This is a genomic window from Streptomyces erythrochromogenes, from assembly GCF_040684695.1.
GTDB lineage: Bacteria > Actinomycetota > Actinomycetes > Streptomycetales > Streptomycetaceae > Streptomyces > Streptomyces erythrochromogenes_C.
In genome coordinates, this window is sequence record NZ_JBFBGM010000030.1 from 1 (window position 1) to 13,814 (window position 13,814).

Consider the following 13,814-nt stretch of genomic DNA (forward strand, 5'->3'; position numbering starts at 1 on the left):
GGACATCGAGCGGGTTCGCCGGCAGGTGGATGCCCTGCGTACGCTCACCGCCCAGCTCGGCAACGTGTACCGCCCGAGCCGGCCGGCTCGGGGGGCGCCCCTGTCTCGTATACGAAAATCGGCTGACCGGGTCAGCGCATCTTTCCGCCGCGCGGCATCTTCATGCCCTTGGGCATGGGGCCCTTCGGCAGCGGCATGTTGCTCATGAGGTCACCCATGGCACGCAGCTTGTCGTTGACCGCGGTGATCTGCGGGCCGGTCAGGACGCGCGGCAGCTTGAGCAGGGTGGTGCGCACCTTCTTGAGCGGCACCTCGCCCTCGCCCGTACCCACGATGAAGTCGTGGACCGGCACGTCCGGCATGATCCGGGCCATCTTCTTCTTCTCGTTCGCGAGCAGCGGCTTCACCCGGTTCGGGTTGCCCTCGGCGATCAGCACGACGCCGGCCTTGCCCACGGCACGGTGGACGATGTCCTGCTGCCGGGTCATCGCGATGGCCGGGGTGGTCGTCCAGCCCCGTCCCACGTTGTCCAGTACGGCCGCGGCCGCTCCCGGCTGTCCCTCCATCTGCCCGAAGGCAGCCCGCTCGGCCCGTCGCCCGAAGACGATCGCCATCGCGAGGAACGCCACCAGGAAGCCCAGGATGCCCAGGTAGACCGGGTGGTCGATCAGGAAGCCGATCGCAAGAAAGACACCGAAGGTGACGATTCCCACGCCCGCGACGATCAGACCGACCTTCGGGTCGGCCTTGCGCGTCATCTTGTACGTCAGGGCGATCTGCTTCAGTCGCCCGGGGTTCGCAGCAGTCTCTGCGTTTGACTTCCTCGCCATACAGCGAAGTTTACGTGGCCTGCGGGGTTCGGGTAGCCGCGGCCTCAAGTACGTGTTCGGTTTCGACGCGGTCCTTGGCCCGCTGGCGGTCCTCCAGGACCGCCGTCCAGGCGTTGCGGCGGGCCCCGCTCATGAGGAGGGATTCGAGGCCCCGGAAGGCGTCGGAGAGCGTCGGGATGGCGATGGCGCGTACGGGCGCGGCCTGCATGATGTCGATCCCTTTCACGATGCTCACGTCTTCGCGAGGTGGGCGGGTGTCTACGGTGCGTGGACCAAGCGTCACTGACTGGTGTTACCAGGGCGTGACCGGTCGGTCAAATGTGATGGACACGTTGCATACGCCGACGCGGCCCGCCGGGTTCCTTCGTCACGAAAGAGCCTAGGGGCCGCGTCGATGCGGTATTACTCGTTGGTAGCACTTTGTGCGCGACTTCACACGGACGGTCGCGCCGCGCGGCGTCAGACGGTCGCGCTCTTCTCGGCTCCGCTGCGCTTCTCGTTCCCTCGGTCGAGCTCCGCCTCGCCACCGCTTCGGCCGCGTGCCCGCCCTCGTACCTCGGGCAGACCCGCAACCTACGCTACGGCTCCGCTGCGCTTCTCCATCGCCTGCTGGTACAGGCGCCCCGCGCGGTACGAGGACCGGACCAGCGGGCCGGACATCACACCGGAGAAGCCGATCTCCTCGGCCTCCTTCGCCAGCTCGACGAACTCGGCCGGCTTCACCCAGCGCTCGACGGGGTGGTGGCGCGGCGAGGGCCGCAGGTACTGGGTGATGGTGATGAGCTCGCAGCCGGCCTCGTGCAGCTCCTTCAGGGCCTGCGAGACCTCCTCGCGCTCCTCGCCCATGCCGAGGATCAGGTTCGACTTGGTGACCAGGCCGTAGGCGCGGGCCTGGCGGATCACGTCGAGGGAGCGCTCGTAGCGGAAGCCGGGGCGGATCCGCTTGAAGATGCGGGGCACGGTCTCGACGTTGTGCGCGAAGACCTCGGGGCGGGAGGCGAAGACCTCCTCCAGCAGCTCCGGCACCGCGTTGAAGTCGGGGGCCAGCAGCTCGACCTTGGTGTGGCCGGCCTCGCGGTCCGCCGTCTGCTGGTGGATCTGGCGCACGGTCTCGGCGTAGAGCCAGGCACCGCCGTCGGGCAGGTCGTCGCGGGCGACGCCGGTGATCGTGGCGTAGTTCAGGTCCATCGTGACGACGGACTCGCCGACGCGGCGCGGTTCGTCGCGGTCCAGCGCCTCGGGCTTGCCCGTGTCGATCTGGCAGAAGTCACAGCGCCGGGTGCACTGGTCACCGCCGATGAGGAAGGTGGCCTCGCGGTCCTCCCAGCATTCGTAGATGTTGGGACAGCCGGCCTCCTGGCACACCGTGTGCAGTCCTTCGCCCTTCACCAGGGCCTGCATCTTGGTGTACTCGGGGCCCATCTTCGCCCGGGTCTTGATCCACTCGGGCTTGCGCTCGATGGGGGTCTGGGCATTCCGGACCTCGAGGCGCAGCATCTTGCGTCCGTCGGGTGCGACTGCGGACACGACCGGCTCCCTGTGACTTCGATTGTTCGGGCGCCCACCAGGGTACGCCCGTAATTTCGTACGCTCTTACGCCGACCAACCTGCGAGCGGCCGGACTCATTCCCGTTGCCGGGAGGTCTCTATGCGGTCTCGATCTCGCGGGGCCGCAACTCGGCGTGCTCCAGTACGTCCTTCAGGTGGCGCTCGACCACCGGGAGCACCTCGGCGATGGTGACCTCACGGCCCAGTTCGTACGAGAGCGAGGTCACACCGGCGTCCCGGATCCCGCACGGGATGATCCGGTCGAACCACGTGCTGTCCGGGTTCACGTTGATCGCGAAGCCGTGCATCGTGACGCCCTTGGCGACCCGGATCCCGATGGCGGCGAGCTTGCGGTCCTCGCGCCGCTGCCCGGCGTTGGACGGGGCGTACTCGGGCCCGTTGAGCCGGGGGTCGAACTCCTCGTCGGCGAGCCGCGGGTCGAAGTCGAGCGAGAGGCCGCCGATGCTGGGGCGCTCCTCGACCGGGTCGCCGAGCACCCAGACGCCGGAGCGGCCCTCGACCCGGGTGGTCTCCAGGCCGAAGTCGGCGGCGGTGCGGATCAGCGCCTCCTCCAGGCGGCGGACGTGGGCGACCACGTCCACCGGCCGGGGCAGCTTCATGATCGGGTAGCCGACGAGCTGGCCGGGGCCGTGCCAGGTGATCTTTCCGCCGCGGTCCACGTCGATGACGGGGGTCCCGTCGAGCGGGCGCTCACTGGGGTCGGTGCGCCGGCCGGCCGTGTAGACCGGCGGGTGCTCGACCAGCAGGCAGGTGTCGTCGATCTCGTCCGCGAAGCGGGCCGCGTGCACCCTGCGCTGCTCTTCCCACGCCTGGGTGTACTCGACGGATTCCGCCCCGAAGCCCAGACGGACAAACCCAAGCTCAGCCACCGCAGCGCCTCCTCGTCGAACCTGCTGTGTGCACGTACTTCACTGAGCAAGGGTACGGCTGCCGGTACGGGCCCCCTCAGGACCCCGCACCGGGCCCCGACCCCGGTGCCGCTCCGGGCTCCGGCAGGCGGGAGGGCAGGGGCTTCGGCCGGCGGCGGCCCTTCGGCGGGCGGTCCGGATCCTCGTCCGCGCGCGGCAGCCGCCGGTGGCCCTCCGAGTGGTCGTTCACCCAGCCGCACACCCCGCAGGCGTAGCGCCCGTCGAGCCCCGCGATGTAGGTGCCGCAGCGCCGGCACTCGGCCTCGGTGAGCTCGGGCGGAGGCAGCGGAGCCGTGGATTCGGGTCGTTCCTCGGGCAGGTGTGACGGGTGGTGCCGGCGGGTCATGGCCCGCAGCGTACGCGGGCGGAGGGGGGCAGTCCGTAAAGGGCCCTACCGATTCTGCACACGATCGGATGAATGTGGGGCAGAGAGGGCGGCGCGGGCGAAGTTCGCCGCTACATTCACGCCGTTCAAGGGCCGGGACTCCGGTCCGTCGCGTCAGGAAACCGTGGAGCCGATGACGGAACGACCTGCCCAGCGCGTCCCCAACCGCCAGCTGGCGGCGCTGATCGCGGAAGCCGGGTTCTCCAACGCCGGGCTCGCCCGCCGCGTCGACCAGCTCGGTCTGGAACACGGTCTCGACCTGCGGTACGACAAGACCTCCGTGACCCGCTGGCTGCGCGGCCAGCAGCCGCGCGGCACCACCCCGGCGCTGATCGCCGAGGTGTTCACCCGGCGCCTCGGGCGCCGGCTCTCCGCGCAGGACCTGGGACTCGACGCGTGCGCCCCGGTCTACGCGGGCCTGGAGTTCGCGGCCACCCCCGAGGAGGCCGTGGACATCGCGAGCGGCCTGTGGCGCAAGGACTCCGGCTCCCACGCCGAACTGCGGAAGATCGCCTTCACCCCGGCCGGGCTGGTCGTGCCCAGCCGGGACTGGCTGATCGGGCGGCCCGACGAGCGCGTGGCCCGGGGCGCGGAACCGGCGGCGGCCCGCGTGCCCCTCCAGGGCCGGACCTCGGTGCCGCGGCAGCGGCAGATCGACCGGGGGCCCGGGCAGCGCGTGACGGCGGGCGACATCGCCGCGCTGAGATCGGTCAGCGAGCTCTTCCGGACCCTGGACCACACCTACGGCGGCGGGCACGCCCGCCAGGCCCTCGTGCGGTACCTGGAGCACGAGGCCGAGCCGATGCTCCGGGGCACCTACGGCGAGACCACGGGGCGCCGGCTGTTCGCGGCCGCCGCGGACCTGACCCGGCTCGCGGGCTGGACCTCGTACGACATCGCCGCGCACGGGCTCGCCCAGCGGTACTTCGTGCAGGCCCTGCGGCTCGCGCAGGCGGCCGGGGACCGCCCCTACGGCTCGTACGTGCTGGTCACCATGAGCCGGCAGGCGGTCTACCTCGGGCACGGCCGGGAGGCCGTGCAGCTGGCCCGGGTGGCACAGCAGGGCGTCGGTTCCGGTCCGCCGCCGGTGGTGCAGGCGCTGCTGCACGCGTCGGAGGCGCGCGGGCACGCGGTCCTCGGCGAGGTCCGGGCGGCGACGGCCTCCCTGGTGCGGGCCGAGCGCGCGCTGGGCGCGGCCCGGCCGGGTGACGACGTGCCGCACTGGGCGCGGCTGTTCGACGAGGGACAGCTGGCGGACGAGTTCGGGCACTGCCACCGGGACCTGCAGCAGTACCGGGCCTCGGCGCAGCACGCGGAGCGGTCCCTGCAGCTCAGGGCGCCGGGGTTCGCGCGGTCACGGCTGTTCTGCCGGGTGGTGCTGGCCACGGCCCGGCTGGGGCTGGGTGAGCTGGACCAGGCGTGCGCGCTGGGGGCGGAGGCGGCGCAGCAGGCGATGGAGATGCGGTCGGTCCGGGCCGTGGAGTACGTACGGGACTTCGAGCGGCGGCTGGAGCCCTACCGGGACGCGTCGGCCGTGCGGACCTACCGGGACCGGGTGGCGGCGCTGTCCTGACCGCGGCGGGATCTGCGGGTCCGGACCGCCGCCCCGTGCCTTCCTGCGAGAACGGGGGTGCGGCAGGGGCCCGGTCCCGAGGCGGAAGGCCGGGCCCCTGTGTCGTGGGTGGTTCTCAGGCCGCCACCGGGAGTGCGGGCTCCGGGGCGACCGGGAGCGGGATGCCGAAGTCGCGCAGGATGGCGCCGCCGGCGCGGCGGGCCGAGTGCAGGGCGCCCTGGACGGTGTTGGTGTCGCGGTGGTCGCCGCACACGTAGAGCCCGGCCAGGACCCGTACCGGGCGGCGCCGGTCGTGCGGCGGGGGCATCGCGGGGACGGCCTCCGGGGTGTGGTGGACGACCAGCAGCTCCCATTCCCGGGTGCTGGTGTCGTAGAGGCGGGCGAGGCGCGAGGCGACGGTGCGGACCGGCGGCGGCGGACCGAGCACGGTCGTGGTGACGAGGCTGCGGCCGGCCGGGGCCCGCGTCGGGTCGACCGCGCTCATCACGGCGGTGTGGGAGACGGGCCAGTTGGGGTCCCCGTCCAGGACCAGCGAACCGTCCCGGGGCAGCGGGCCGGCCGTGGCGTGGTGCAGGACGGTGACCTCGTGGAACGCGGGCACGCGCAGGCCGGGCAGGAGCTCGGCGGCGGCGCGGGCGCCGGTGGCGAGCAGGACCGAGCGGCAGCGGAACGCGCCGTGCTCCTCGGTGGTGACCAGGTTGGTGGCCACCGACCGGACCCGGACGCCGGTCCGTACGGTGCCGGGCGGCAGTCCCGCGGCGAGCAGGTCGGGCAGGGCCGCCGCGCCGCCTTCGGGCACGGCGAGACGGCCGCGGGCGAAGGTGCGCAGGGCCAGGTCGGCGACCCGGCTGGAGGTGGTGAGCTCCGGGTCCCGCAGCAGGGCGGCGAGCAGCGGCCGGAGCACGCCGTTGAGGGTGCGCGAGGGCAGGCCGCGGGTGCGCAGGGCCGCGGACGCGGTGCGTTCGGGCCGTGCGAGGAGCTTGTCCTCGGGCAGCGCGGCGAGCCTGCCGAGGGCGGCGCTGAGCCGGGCCTGGTCGAGGGAGCCGCTGGCCAGGGCCCGGGCGGGGGTGAGGGACCCGGCCCGCACCTGCCTGCCGTCGGTGTGGACCAGGACCCCTGGCGAGAAGGGGCGCAGGACCAGGGCCCGCAGGGCGTGGGTCCGCTCCAGCTCGCTGTACGCGGTGTTGAGCAACTGTGCGGTCCGGTCGAGCCGGAACCCGTCGGCCGATTCGGTGGCCATCCGCCCGCCGGGATCGTCCGCGGCTTCCAGGACGGTGACCGTGACCCCGGCTGCGATCAGGTGGTGCGCGGCCGCGAGTCCTGAGACTCCGGCTCCTACGATGACGACGTCCGCATGGTGTGCGGCATTGGGTGCGCTGCTGAGCACGTGCCCCTCCCCGAGGTCGGCGCGGCTGTGTGGGGATCCTCCTTCCCCCAACCGGTCGAACGGGAACCCGAGTTGGGCCGGGTATTACGGGCAACTCCGGTCGCACGACGGTCGCATCCGGGTCACGAACGGTCGCACACGGTCGCACGCCGTTTATCGGAGCGCGGCGCGGATGGCCTGTTCGATACCGGGGTCGCGGAAGACGAACCCCGACCCCAGGAGCCGGGCCGGGCGGGCGCGCTGACCGCCCAGCACGTCCTGGGAGAACTCCCCGAGCACCACGCGCAGGGCCACGGCCGGTACGGGCAGCACCGCCGGCCGGTGCAGCACCCGGCCCATGGCGGCGGTGACCTGGCGGTTGGTCAGCGGTTCGGGGGCGGTGAGGTTGACCGGGCCGCTCAGGGCCGGGGTGTCGATGATGTGGCGCAGGGCCGCGACCTCGTCGTGCAGGGAGATGTACGGCCAGTACTGGCGGCCGTCCCCGAGCCGGCCGCCGACGCCGGCGCGGAAGAGGGGGAACATCCGCCCCCAGGCCCCGCCCTCCTTGGCGACGACCAGTCCGGTACGGGCGAACGCGGTGCGGATCCCGGCCTCCTGGGCGGGGGCGGCGGCGGCCTCCCACTCCACGCAGACCGAGGGCAGGAAGCCCTGGCCGGCGGGGCTGTCCTCGTCCACGGGGCGGTCGCCGGTGTCCCCGTAGTAGCCGACGGCGGAGCCGCTGACGAGGACGGCGGGCGGTTCGTCGAGGCCGGCGAGGGCGGTCGCGAGCGCGGCGGTGCCGAGCACGCGGCTGTCGCGGATCTTCCGCTTGTACGCGGCGGTCCACCGGTGGTCGCCGATCCCGGCGCCGGCCAGGTGCACGACGGCGCCGCAGCCGGCCAGCCCGGCCGGGTCCACGTGGCCGCGCTGCGGATCCCACCGCGCCTCGTCCGCCCCGGTGGGCTCCCGCCGCACGAACCGCACCACTTCGTGGCCGTCGGCCCGCAGGGACCGCACGAGTGCACTGCCGATGAGGCCGGTCGAGCCGGTGAGTGCGATGCGCATGGGGCCATCCTGCCGGGTCGCTGCGCTGTGCTCGGCGGCTTTGGGGGTGCGTCGTCGGGTTTCGGGTGCGACCCGGCTCGGCGGGCGTCACTGCACGGCGCTCCGCGCCCGCGCCTCAATCGCCGGCGGGGCTGTTTTCCAGCCCCGCCGGCGATTGAGGCGATCTCCCAGCCCCGCCGGCGATTGAGGCGATCTCTCAGCCCCGCCGGCGTTTGAGGCGCGGGGTGTGGGGCGGAGCCCCACCGGCCGGGCCGGGGCGTCAGGCCGTGGCGGTGCCGAGCCAGGTGCCTACCGCGTAGGTGACGGCCATGGCCAGGGCGCCGCCGGCCACGTTGCGGGCGACGGCGCGCGGAACCGGGGCCCCGCCGAGCCGTGCGCTGAGCACCCCGCACAGCGTGAGCGCCGCCAGCACCGCCACCACCGTCACCGGCACCCGCGCCGACGGCCCCGGCAGGAGGATCGCCAGCAGCGGCAGCAGCGCCCCCACGGTGAAGGCGACGAGGCTGGCGAAGGCCGCGTGCCAGGGGTTGGCCAGCTCGTCCGGGTTGATCCCGAGCTCCACGCGGGCGTGGGCCCGCAGGGCGTCCCGTTCCGTGAGCTGCTCGGCGGCCTCCCGGGCGACCTCGCGGCTCAGGCCCCGCTCCGCCAGCAGGTCGGTGAGCTCGTCGAGCTCCGCCTCCGGCTCCTCGGCCAGCTCCCGGCGTTCCATGTCGAGCGCGGCCCGCTCGGAGTCCCGCTGGGAGCTGACCGACACGTACTCCCCCGCCGCCATGGACAGCGATCCCGCCAGCAGTCCGGCGACGCCCGCCGCCAGGATCGACGCACGCGAGGTGGTGGCCCCGGCCACGCCGACCACCAGGCCCGCCGTGGAGATGATCCCGTCGTTGGCGCCGAGCACGCCCGCGCGCAGCCAGTTGAGCCGTGTGCTCATCTCCCCGCTGGCCGAGCCGTCGCCGGTGCCGTGCGCCTCGACGTGGGCCGGGCCGGGCGTCCGGCGCGGGCCTTCGTTTCCCGTCACGCCACCACTGTCGCGGCCCGGGGCGGGCGGGGCCACCCGGTGGGGCCGGTCCGGGGTGCGCGGGCCCGGCCCCCGTACCAGGGTGGAGGGGTGAGACGCGGACGCGCTGAGCCGGGCGGGCTGCGCGGCGAGCCACCGCCGCGCTGGGCCCGGATCGCGCCCGCGGCGGCCCTGGTGGCGCTCGTCCTCGCACAGTCGCTCACCACCGACGTGGAGCTCGGCTTCTTCCTGGCGGGCCTGCCCCCGGTGGCGGCGTTCGCGTACGGGGCGGCCGGTACCGCGTGCTTCGCGGCGATCGTCCTGCTGCTCCTGGGTGTGCACGACATCGGCGTCGCCCAGGCCCGGGGGACGGACCTGGCCACGGTGGCCGTCGTCGGGCTGCTGAGCGTGGTCATCGCCTGGGTCCGCCAGCGCCGGGACGAACAGCTGGTCAGCGTGCGGACGGTCGCGGAGGCGGCCCAGCTGGCGGTGCTGCCGCCGGTGCCGGAACGGGTGGGCGAGGTGCGCTGTTCGGGCCTCTACCGGGCGGCGCAGCGCGGCACCCTCGTGGGCGGCGACCTGTACGACGTACGGGTGGGGCCGTTCGGGGTGCGGGCGCTGGTCGCGGACGTGCAGGGGCACGGCCTGGCGGCGGTGGCCACCGTGGCGGCGCTGCTCGGGGCCTTCCGCGAGGCCGTGCTCGACGACGCGGAGCTGGCGGCGGTGGCGGTCCGGCTGGACCGGCGGCTGCTGGCGGACTCGGCGGACGCCCATGTGGACCATCCGGAGCTGTTCGCGACGGCGGTGCTGGTGGAGTTCCCGCCCGGGCTGGACCTCGTACGGTTCGTCTCGTGCGGGCATCCGCCGGCGCTGCGGCTGCGGGGGGCGGAGGTCGACGAGGTGACCGTGGAGCCGGGGCCTCCGCTGGGCCTGGGGCTCGCGGGGCCGGACCCGCCGAAGGTGGTGGAACTGCCGGTGCGGCCCGGGGACCAGTTCCTGCTGCACACCGACGGGGCGACGGAGGCCCGGGACGCGGCCGGGCACTTCTACCCCCTGGCGACCCGGGTGCCCGTGCTGGCGCGGGACCCGGCGGGCCTGGTCGGGGCGGTGTGGAAGGACCTTGCGGCCTTCACGAACGGCGGGCCGGGCGACGACGTGGCCCTCCTGCTGCTCTCACCGGACGAGCGTCCGTGACCGGCCCGCCCCGGCTCCGCCCGCCGCCCGTGGCCGGTCGGCGGGCGGCGGGCGGGGTTTCCGGCATGCCGGGGAGCGCCGTCACGACTCCTTGATGAACGCGCGCACCATCTTGCAGGTGACGTTGGACGGCCGGTGGATCCCCGTCCGGACCGCCATCGTCCGGATCTTCCGGTTGGTGGCGCGCTTGGCGTCGTACGTCCCCGAGTCGAGCAGGGATATCGCCAACCGCATCGCCTTCAGACGGCGGTTGTGGCTCTCGTACCACTCGCGGGGCAGGCCCGCCGGCAGCGGCTTCTTCTGGACGGGCCGGACGGTGCTGGCAGTGGCCATCTACAGCCTCCCAAACGGTAGTTGGCTTCCTGTCGTTCTTCCTCGATTTTACCGGGGACCACTGACAAAAGCCCTGGCCGGGCGGGCCCTGGGTAGGGTTGGAGCCATGGAGATCTGGATCAACCCGGCGTGTTCCAAGTGCCGCAGCGCGCTCACCCTGCTGGACGCGGAGGGCGCCGACTACACCGTGCGCCGCTACCTGGAGGACGTGCCCTCCGAGGAGGAGATCCGCGAGGTGCTGGGCCGTCTGGGGCTGGAGCCGTGGGACATCACCCGCACGTCGGACCCGCTGGCGCGGGAGACGGGCGTCCGGGACCTGCCGCGCGAGGGGACGGATGCGGCGCGGGCCCGCTGGATCACCCACCTGGCCGCGCACCCGAAGCTCATCCAGCGCCCGATCATCACCGCCGAGGACGGCACGGCCGTGGTGGCCCGCACCGAGGAGGCCGTCCGCGACGCGCTGTCGCGCACGGCCTGAGATCCTCCGGCCTTGCCCTGCCCTACCCGGCCGGGCAGGGCCCGGCCGGCGCAGCGCCTCAGCGTTTCACGCACAGTGCGCTCTCCCCGAGGGAGTGCGTGCGCCAGCGGACCGGATCGCTCAGGTACCCGGTCACCTCGGGCGCCGGGCCGAGGATCAGATTGCCCGCGATCAGCGTGCCGCCCGGGCGCAGCAGCCGGTGCAGGTGGGTGACGACCTCCAGGGTCGGGGTGAAGCCGTCGAAGAAGGCCAGGTCGTATCCGCCGGAGCCGAGGCCCGGCAGGACCTCCTCGGCCGTGCCGGGCCGGACGCTCACCCGGTCGCCGAAACCGTGGCGGGTGATCTGGCCCCGGGCCAGCCGGACGTGGTCCGGGTCCATCTCGACGGTGTCGACGTGCGCCAGGGGCGCCGCGTCCGCCATCGCCATCGCGGTGTAGCCGAGGGCCGTGCCCACCTCCACGATCCGCAGCGCGCCCAGCGCGGCCGCCACGGTGGCGGGCAGCGAGCCCTCCCCGTACGCGTACGCGCCGCAGCGGTGCGCGCGCCGGTGCCGGCGGGTGGCCTCCTGCACCGCGGCGAAGGCGTCGGGCACCTCCAGGGGGTGCCGCACGGCCGCGATCACCGCCACCGCGGCGGTCCGGACCCGGCGCCACCGGTCCGCGTGATCCGCTGTCCTCGTCCACGGCCTCATCGTCGTCCGCTCCCAGGGAATCGGGCGGGCCCGCACGGCACGCCGCTCTCCGCGTACCGTGGCACTTGAACCGGACTTCAAGTCAAGGGACGACCGGGCTCCGGAACGGCGGACGGGAGACGCATGGACACCGCGGCGGGAGCACGGCTCCTGGACATCGCCGAAGTGGCGGAGGCGACGGGCGTCGCCCCTTCCGCCCTGCGGTACTACGAACGGCTCGGCCTGCTGGCGTCCGAGGGCCGCAACGGCCTGCGCCGGACCTACCTCCCCGAGGCGGTCGACCGGGTGGCCCTGATCCTGGCCGCGCGGGCCAGCGGGTTCTCCCTGGCCGAGCTGAAGGAGCTGCTGGAGGCGGCGCCGGGCGAGGTGCGCCCCTACCTGCACGGCCGGATCGAGGTCCTCGACCGGCGCATCGAGGCCATGCGGGAGGCTCGGGCACGGATCAGCCACGCCCTGAACTGCGAGCATCCGTCCCTGCTCGACTGCCCAACCTTCCGGGCGGGGCTGCGGGACCTGCTGCCCGAGCAGTCTGCCGGGGAGACCGCCTAGACGCGGCGGGCGATGACCTCCATGCAGGCGCGGTAGCGCTCGCTGACCGAGTACTGCAGGGGCTCGAAGCCGTGCTCCTCCATCAGTGCGTAGAGGCGTCGGCGGCTGAAGTTGTGGAAGTGCTCCAGCTCCCCCCAGTAGGGGTTGGCCTCGCCGGCGTCGAGCAGGCGCCAGACCGAGCAGTCGTAGTTGGGCATCGACGCGAAGATCACGCCGCCGTCCCGGAGCAGGCGGTGTGCGGCGGCCAGGCCCTCCCCCGGGTACGGCATGTGCTCCAGCACGTCGGCCAGGCTGATCACGGAGTACCGGCCGGGGGCGTCGAGTTCCGTGAGGTCGGCGCAGTGGGCCTCGATGCCGAGCCGGCGCAGGCCCTCCGCCGTCGACGGCCGCAGATCGAGTCCGTGGGGCTCGAAGCCCCACTCCTCGGCGGTGAACAGCAGCGATCCGTTGCCGAAGCCGACGTCGAGCCAGCGGCCGTCGCCCACGTGGCGCGCGACGCGTTCGACGATGCGCGCCGAGGTGTAGCGGTTCTGCTCGAAGCCGGCGCCGGGCTGCTGGTGGGGGTTGGTCGCGGAGAAGATCTCGGCCGAGACCTCGTCCGAGAAGTAGCCGTCGGTGAAGACGTGTCCGCAGGCGGCGCAGCGCATCCAGGTCATGACCGGTGCGACCACGGGCTTGTAGAGCGGGTGGCGCGAGCAGTCCCCGGTCCTCAGGACGGAGATCTCGGCGTCGGAGCAGAGCGGGCAGGCGTCGTACAGCAGGCGCGGCTGCGGGGAGGCGAGCGGGACGGTGGCGGGAGTGGCCGTGAGGGCCGAACCGGCGGACATGTCAGGAAAATAGCGACTTACGCCTCTGAAACGCCGCTGCCGCGCGGGCCGCGGACGCCGAACGCCGTGAGCGGGCCGGACAGCCGCCGACGGGCACCCTAGGGGTCGGCGAGCAGGCGGGCGATCTCGGTGGCGGCCGTCAGGGGCAGGGCGTGGTGCGGGACCCCGGGCAGTACGTCGACCCGCGCGCCCGGCAGCGCCTCGCGCGCGGCGCGGGCCGCCCGGCCGGGGTCGTGGCAGCGGGCGCGCCCGGCGAACAGGACGTCCACCCGGACGTCGGACTCGGCAAGGCGGGCCAGGGCCACGAGGTCGGGGCGCGGGCCGGTGACCGGCCGGGAGGTGGGGAAGCCGGCGGTGGCGTCCTGGAGCCGGAGCCAGGCCGGGTCGAGGGCGGCCCCGCGGGTCTCCCAGTGGAGGAAGGAGCGGATCCGCTCCGGGGTGGGCCGCACGAGCACGGGCAGGGCGCGCAGGACGTAGCCGGGGTGCAGTCCCACGAAGACCTGGGTGGGGTCGAGCAGGACGAGGCGGCCGAGCCGGGCGGGCCGCCGGGCGGCGCGGTGGGCGGCGATCCAGGCTCCGTACGAGTGTCCGGCGAGGGTCACCGGTCCGTGCGGGGCGAGCCCGTCGAGCACCGCGTCGAGCCAGTCGGCCAGGTCATCGGGGGTGCGCGGGGCCCGTCCGGGCGCCGGGACGCTGAGCCCCGGTTCGCCCACGAGGTCCACGGCGTGCACGCGGTGGGTGCGGGCCGCCCCGGCGGCGGCGCAGGCGCCCCACACCGCGGAGGTGGCCCCGCCGCCCGGCAGCAGCACCAGCGGCGGGGCGCCGGCCGGGCCGCAGCTGTTGACGCGGGTGGTCCCGCAGGGGGTCGGCAGGTCGACGGCGTCGACCGGCCCGGGCCATCCGGCGAGCACCTCGCCGTAGGCGGAACGGAAGGCGGGGGAAGCAGGGGAACGGGAGGACGACGTCCGGGACACGGCGCTGCTCCAATGTCTCGCCAGCCGATAATCTCGCTCAACGAGATAGTAGGCAGGAGGCACTGTGCCGGACAA

The 13,814-nt window shown here is 74.0% G+C and carries 16 protein-coding genes; 4 read left to right on the forward strand and 12 right to left on the reverse strand.

Translation table 11 applies throughout. The features are described 5' to 3' along the window. Window positions 1-131: 131 nt before the first annotated feature. The 5 genes from AB0O53_RS31990 to AB0O53_RS32010 all read right to left on the reverse strand — a co-directional run bounded on the left by AB0O53_RS31990 (window position 132) and on the right by AB0O53_RS32010 (window position 3,653). Window positions 132-830, reverse strand: coding sequence for a DUF4191 domain-containing protein (locus AB0O53_RS31990; RefSeq protein ID WP_030849255.1), 699 nt, complete (start codon window positions 828-830; stop codon window positions 132-134). A 10-nt stretch (window positions 831-840) separates the two neighbouring features. Further along, window positions 841-1,038: an SCO2195 family GlnR-regulated protein gene (locus tag AB0O53_RS31995; protein WP_136230622.1), complete on the reverse strand. Its 198-nt coding sequence runs from the start codon at window positions 1,036-1,038 to the stop codon at window positions 841-843. Between the two features lie 365 nt (window positions 1,039-1,403). Next, complete coding sequence (gene lipA / locus AB0O53_RS32000) at window positions 1,404-2,357, reverse strand: lipoyl synthase (RefSeq protein WP_351001403.1); 954 nt, start codon at window positions 2,355-2,357, stop codon at window positions 1,404-1,406. A 119-nt stretch (window positions 2,358-2,476) separates the two neighbouring features. Continuing rightward, a complete protein-coding gene (gene lipB / locus AB0O53_RS32005; protein WP_365200279.1) occupies window positions 2,477-3,268 on the reverse strand; it encodes a lipoyl(octanoyl) transferase LipB in 792 nt (263 codons plus the stop codon). A gap of 76 nt (window positions 3,269-3,344) precedes the next feature. Next, window positions 3,345-3,653: a hypothetical protein gene (locus AB0O53_RS32010; protein WP_351001397.1), complete on the reverse strand. Its 309-nt coding sequence runs from the start codon at window positions 3,651-3,653 to the stop codon at window positions 3,345-3,347. A gap of 172 nt (window positions 3,654-3,825) precedes the next feature. On the opposite strand from AB0O53_RS32010, the gene AB0O53_RS32015 reads away from it, so the two are divergent. Continuing rightward, complete coding sequence (locus AB0O53_RS32015; RefSeq protein WP_351001394.1) at window positions 3,826-5,265, forward strand: NsdA family TPR-like regulatory protein; 1,440 nt, start codon at window positions 3,826-3,828, stop codon at window positions 5,263-5,265. A gap of 115 nt (window positions 5,266-5,380) precedes the next feature. Here AB0O53_RS32015 and AB0O53_RS32020 read toward each other — a convergent pair whose 3' ends face one another. The 3 genes from AB0O53_RS32020 to AB0O53_RS32030 all read right to left on the reverse strand — a co-directional run bounded on the left by AB0O53_RS32020 (window position 5,381) and on the right by AB0O53_RS32030 (window position 8,627). Further along, a complete protein-coding gene (locus tag AB0O53_RS32020; RefSeq protein ID WP_365200283.1) occupies window positions 5,381-6,652 on the reverse strand; it encodes an FAD-dependent oxidoreductase in 1,272 nt (423 codons plus the stop codon). 153 nt (window positions 6,653-6,805) lie between these two features. Next, on the reverse strand, window positions 6,806-7,696 hold the full coding sequence (locus AB0O53_RS32025; protein WP_365200286.1) for a TIGR01777 family oxidoreductase: 891 nt from the start codon (window positions 7,694-7,696) through the stop codon (window positions 6,806-6,808). 259 nt (window positions 7,697-7,955) lie between these two features. Continuing rightward, window positions 7,956-8,627 (reverse strand): VIT1/CCC1 transporter family protein, encoded by a 672-nt coding sequence (locus AB0O53_RS32030; protein ID WP_365200399.1) that lies wholly within the window; start codon window positions 8,625-8,627, stop codon window positions 7,956-7,958. 177 nt (window positions 8,628-8,804) lie between these two features. Here AB0O53_RS32030 and AB0O53_RS32035 point away from each other — a divergent pair, with 177 nt between their 5' ends. Beyond that, window positions 8,805-9,887 carry a PP2C family protein-serine/threonine phosphatase gene (locus AB0O53_RS32035; RefSeq protein WP_351001385.1) on the forward strand — a complete coding sequence of 361 codons (1,083 nt, stop codon included), beginning with the start codon at window positions 8,805-8,807 and terminating at the stop codon, window positions 9,885-9,887. 81 nt (window positions 9,888-9,968) lie between these two features. Here the strand turns inward: AB0O53_RS32035 and AB0O53_RS32040 are convergent, their stop codons facing one another. Continuing rightward, window positions 9,969-10,220 (reverse strand): hypothetical protein, encoded by a 252-nt coding sequence (locus tag AB0O53_RS32040; RefSeq protein WP_030032818.1) that lies wholly within the window; start codon window positions 10,218-10,220, stop codon window positions 9,969-9,971. 106 nt (window positions 10,221-10,326) lie between these two features. Between AB0O53_RS32040 and AB0O53_RS32045 the strand changes: the two genes are divergently transcribed. Then, window positions 10,327-10,698: an ArsC/Spx/MgsR family protein gene (locus AB0O53_RS32045; protein ID WP_351001382.1), complete on the forward strand. Its 372-nt coding sequence runs from the start codon at window positions 10,327-10,329 to the stop codon at window positions 10,696-10,698. A 58-nt stretch (window positions 10,699-10,756) separates the two neighbouring features. On the opposite strand, the gene AB0O53_RS32050 is transcribed toward AB0O53_RS32045, so the two are convergent. Beyond that, the gene (locus tag AB0O53_RS32050; protein ID WP_365200290.1) at window positions 10,757-11,389 is read right to left on the reverse strand and encodes an O-methyltransferase; all 633 of its coding nucleotides are present in this window, start codon (window positions 11,387-11,389) and stop codon (window positions 10,757-10,759) included. Window positions 11,390-11,512: 123 nt separating this feature from the next. On the opposite strand from AB0O53_RS32050, the gene AB0O53_RS32055 reads away from it, so the two are divergent. Beyond that, the gene (locus tag AB0O53_RS32055; protein ID WP_351001376.1) at window positions 11,513-11,938 is read left to right on the forward strand and encodes a MerR family transcriptional regulator; all 426 of its coding nucleotides are present in this window, start codon (window positions 11,513-11,515) and stop codon (window positions 11,936-11,938) included. On the opposite strand, the gene AB0O53_RS32060 is transcribed toward AB0O53_RS32055, so the two are convergent. After that, window positions 11,935-12,765, reverse strand: a complete 831-nt coding sequence (locus AB0O53_RS32060) for a class I SAM-dependent methyltransferase (RefSeq protein WP_351001373.1) — start codon at window positions 12,763-12,765, stop codon at window positions 11,935-11,937. The genes AB0O53_RS32055 and AB0O53_RS32060 overlap by 4 nt on opposite strands. A 98-nt stretch (window positions 12,766-12,863) precedes the next feature. Next, on the reverse strand, window positions 12,864-13,739 hold the full coding sequence (locus AB0O53_RS32065) for an alpha/beta fold hydrolase (RefSeq protein ID WP_351001370.1): 876 nt from the start codon (window positions 13,737-13,739) through the stop codon (window positions 12,864-12,866). Window positions 13,740-13,814: the final 75 nt, after the last annotated feature.

Coding starts and splice junctions, on each gene's coding strand:
- AB0O53_RS32050 (WP_365200290.1), bottom strand. CDS start 11,389: ATGAGGCCGTGGACGAGGACAGCGGATCACGCGGACCGGTGGCGCCGG.
- AB0O53_RS32055 (WP_351001376.1), top strand. CDS start 11,513: ATGGACACCGCGGCGGGAGCACGGCTCCTGGACATCGCCGAAGTGGCG.
- AB0O53_RS32060 (WP_351001373.1), bottom strand. CDS start 12,765: ATGTCCGCCGGTTCGGCCCTCACGGCCACTCCCGCCACCGTCCCGCTC.
- AB0O53_RS31990 (WP_030849255.1), bottom strand. CDS start 830: ATGGCGAGGAAGTCAAACGCAGAGACTGCTGCGAACCCCGGGCGACTG.
- AB0O53_RS32040 (WP_030032818.1), bottom strand. CDS start 10,220: ATGGCCACTGCCAGCACCGTCCGGCCCGTCCAGAAGAAGCCGCTGCCG.
- AB0O53_RS31995 (WP_136230622.1), bottom strand. CDS start 1,038: ATGCAGGCCGCGCCCGTACGCGCCATCGCCATCCCGACGCTCTCCGAC.
- AB0O53_RS32010 (WP_351001397.1), bottom strand. CDS start 3,653: ATGACCCGCCGGCACCACCCGTCACACCTGCCCGAGGAACGACCCGAA.
- AB0O53_RS32015 (WP_351001394.1), top strand. CDS start 3,826: ATGACGGAACGACCTGCCCAGCGCGTCCCCAACCGCCAGCTGGCGGCG.
- AB0O53_RS32025 (WP_365200286.1), bottom strand. CDS start 7,696: ATGCGCATCGCACTCACCGGCTCGACCGGCCTCATCGGCAGTGCACTC.
- AB0O53_RS32030 (WP_365200399.1), bottom strand. CDS start 8,627: ATGAGCACACGGCTCAACTGGCTGCGCGCGGGCGTGCTCGGCGCCAAC.
- AB0O53_RS32045 (WP_351001382.1), top strand. CDS start 10,327: ATGGAGATCTGGATCAACCCGGCGTGTTCCAAGTGCCGCAGCGCGCTC.